Consider the following 3,686-nt stretch of genomic DNA (forward strand, 5'->3'; position numbering starts at 1 on the left):
CACAACTGAGTTCTTTTAGTGTCAGGTCTTCTTCAGCAGTTAGTATGATTCTTAACGCGCTAGGCATCATTTATCACTTAATTTCTGAACTCTATCTATCTTACGTTTTTTTTAGTTGACCTACTTACTTGATTGGTTTCACCTCATGGAAAATCTACACAAGATTGGCGGTTCAAATCAACGTCTCCATCAGGCTACAACCCTTCTCTGGCAAGGCAAAGTTGATGATACTATTGCTATTTTTGCGGACTGTAATCTCAAACAATCCCAAAATTTTTGTGCTTACCTTGAGAAACATCGACATCGGATTGTCAATTACCTGTATTATCAAGCCGAACAGATTTGTTCTATTGGTTCTGGCGCTATTGAGTCTACTGTCAAACAGATTGACCGTCGTACTAAAATTTCTGGCGCACAATGGAAATTTGATAATGTTCCTCAAATTTTAGCTCATCGTTAAAATCTAATGAGCTATCGAGATATGGTGACTTAGGTGGTTTATCAAACCACCTAAGTCACCGCTACGTTTTCCTTTTACCATCACTTACCTCTATTGCTCAACTTAATCCAAAAAAGGTTTGCTCATAGGGAGTAAAAGCATTTTTTACCAAGGGTGATACATTTACTCGCGGTAACATCTACGGAATTTTTACCTTACCATTATTCAACCTTGATTTCATCCTGATTTCATCTTCATTTGAGACACTAGATACAGTGCCAAACTGTCAAGACTACAGATTATCCCAGACAAATTCACTGTATCGTCAAGCAAAAAACCCTTGATTTGTCTCAAAAATGCTCAATTCCATTGTTAAATGGTCGATTGCACAAAGGTGGCTAATCGTTATTGCCTCTATATTAATTAGTTTGTGGGGATTGCGAGTCATAACGCAAATGCCCCTCGACGTATTTCCTGCTTTCGCTCCGCCCCAAGTAGAAATTCAAGTTCAAGCTTCTGGTTTAGCACCAGAAGAAATCGAGTCTTTGATGACTCGCCCAATTGAAAGTGCGATTAATGGCACACCTGGACTGGAATCGCTGCGGTCTTCATCTGCCATTGGGATTTCTGCAATTAAAACTGTCTTTAGGTGGGATACTGATATATACCGTGCGCGTCAGTTGGTAACAGAACGATTACAAGGGGTGAAACTACCACAAGGGGTAGAACAGCCGGAAATATTGCCTGTCAATTCGCCCTTGGGATGGGCTGTTAAATACGCTTTTTCTTCCCAAAGCACTGACATGATGGAGGTGTGGCGAATTGTCAACTGGGATGTGAAAAACCGCCTGCTGGCTGTACCAGGGGTGAGTAATGTATTTCTCTATGGTGGCGATGAGCGGCAGTATCAAGTTTTGGTAGACCCAGATCAGCTCAAAGCCTATAATGTTTCCTTGCCAGAAGTCACCCAAGCAGTGCAGAATGCTAACGTTAATGTGCCGGGAGGATTTTTAATTACCCCTGATCAAGAAACCCTGATTCGGGGGATTGGGCGCATTGAGTCGATTGATCAGCTGAAGCGTTCAGTGATTAAGGCAACTAAAGGCACACCCGTATTATTAGAACAGGTAGCAGAGGTCAAAATTGGCCCAGGATTAAGACGAGGAGATGGACTATTTCAGGGCAAACGAGCAGTAATTTTAACTGTTTCCAAGCAGCCTGCAGCAGATACTCCTACTGTAGTCAAAGCTGTGGAAGCAGCAATGGAAGAGATTAAGCCAGGGCTACCGCAGGATGTTAAGGTTACTAAAACCTTTGACCAAGATTTATTCATCGAAGCTTCAATCAAAAATGTTGAGGAAGCACTGCGTGATGGCATCATTATTGTTTCAGCCATCCTGATTATTTTCCTGATGAACTGGCGCACGGTAATTATTAGTCTTAGCGCCCTACCTCTGTCGTTACTGTTTGGGATGATTATTCTTAGCTGGACTGGACAGGGCATTAATACAATGACCTTGGGTGGACTGGTGGTTGCTATTGGTTCAGTGGTAGATGATGCGATCGTTGATATGGAAAACGTCTACCGCCGATTACGGGAAAACCAAATAGCAGGAAACCCGAAAAATCCTTTACAAGTTGTGTTTGATGGCTCGGTAGAGGTGCGTGTTAGTGTTCTATTCTCGACAGTTATTATTGCAGTGGTCTTTGCACCAATTTTCGTCCTATCTGGAGTAGAAGGGCGCATTTTTACACCGATGGGAATGGCGTATTTGCTCTCGATTCTCGCTTCTACCTTAGTTGCATTGACACTAACTCCAGCACTATGTGCCTTGTTACTAGCAAATCAATCTTTACCGAGTACGGAGACTTGGCTAGAGCGCAAAGTACATCAATTTTATCGTCCAGCGTTGAAGTTCTCGATTCGTTACCCCAAGGTGATTTTGGGAGTTGCGATCGCAGGCTTTATCGCATCTACGATTATCTTACCTGGGTTGGGAAAAGTCTTCTTGCCAGAATTTCAAGACCGTTCTTTGGTCAATTCAATGGTTTTTTTACCCGGTGAATCTCTGAATGCAACTAACCAAGCAGCTTTAGCGGTGATGGATGCCCTCAAAAGCGATCGCCGTTTCGATTTCATTGCCTTGCGATCTGGGTTTGCTCAAGGAGATCCAGAAGTAGCAGGGGTCAACTTTGGAGAATTGGATGTGCAGATTAGTGAAGCCGGAGCGAAAAATCGAGACAAAACTGTTGAGATACTCCGCAAAGAGTTTGAAAAACTTCCCGGTGTGGCGACTAATATTGGTGGATTTATCTCACACCGCATAGATGATATTCTCTCAGGCGTGAGAAGTGCGATCGCAGTTAAAATTTACGGACCCGAACTCGAACAACTCCGCACCCTTGGTCAACAGGTACAATCCGCTGTGAGTGGTATTCCTGGCATTGTGGATCTGCAACTCGAACCCCAAATCCCAGTCAAGCAAATTCAAATTCAGTTTGACCGCGATGCAGCAGCGCGTTATGGGCTAACCGTGGGCGAACTAGCAGAAACAATTGAGACTGGATTGAATGGAAAAGCAGTTTCTCAAGTGTTGGAGAAGCAACAAACGTTTAATCTCGTCGTATGGTTGCAAGAGCGCTATCGTAATAATTTGGACGTGATTGGTAACTTATTAATTGATACACCCAATGGACAGAAAATCCCTTTATCCCAGGTTGCCAAAGTTGATTATGGCACGGGGCCAAGTACTATAAACCGCGAAAATGTTTCCCGGCTGATTGTGGTTTCTGCCAACGTTTCTGGAAAGGATTTGGGTTCTGTAATTAAAGATGTACGCGATCGCGTTAAACAAATTCAACTGCCTGGGGAATCTTACGTCCAATTTGGCGGTCAGTTTCAAGCTCAGGAACAAGCCACGCAGACATTAATGATTGCAGGTGCGATCGCTTTTGCAGTGATTTCTGTACTGATTTACTTTGCTGTCAAGTCAATTCCTGCCACAATCATGATTATGATTAACTTGCCACTGGCATTAATTGGTGGTGTCATCTCTATAGCCTTGAGTGGTGGTATTATTTCCGTTGCTTCGATGGTTGGCTTTATCACTCTATTTGGCGTTGCTACCCGTAACGGATTGCTGTTAGTAGATAACTATAGAACCCATTTGGGATCTATAAAGTAGCTAATCTTCGGAGCATAAGTCTGACAAAACAGAGATGAATTTTAGTGGTCGCATTTTCTAAA

The 3,686-nt window shown here is 43.0% G+C and carries 1 protein-coding gene and 1 pseudogene; both read left to right on the forward strand.

The features are described from left to right. Positions 1–124: 124 nt before the first annotated feature. Positions 125–460 (forward strand): annotated as a pseudogene (locus V7K49_RS00255) (ISKra4 family transposase); the annotation flags it as partial. A 335-nt stretch (positions 461–795) separates the two neighbouring features. Continuing rightward, on the forward strand, positions 796–3,624 hold the full coding sequence (locus tag V7K49_RS00260) for an efflux RND transporter permease subunit (RefSeq protein ID WP_335204052.1): 2,829 nt from the start codon (positions 796–798) through the stop codon (positions 3,622–3,624). Positions 3,625–3,686: the final 62 nt, after the last annotated feature.

Source organism: Nostoc sp., assembly GCF_036919675.1.
Lineage (GTDB): Bacteria > Cyanobacteriota > Cyanobacteriia > Cyanobacteriales > Nostocaceae > Nostoc.

Bases quoted from the DNA above. Each gene is read 5' to 3' on its own strand.
- V7K49_RS00260 (WP_335204052.1), top strand. From the start codon at position 796: ATGCTCAATTCCATTGTTAAATGGTCGATTGCACAAAGGTGGCTAATC.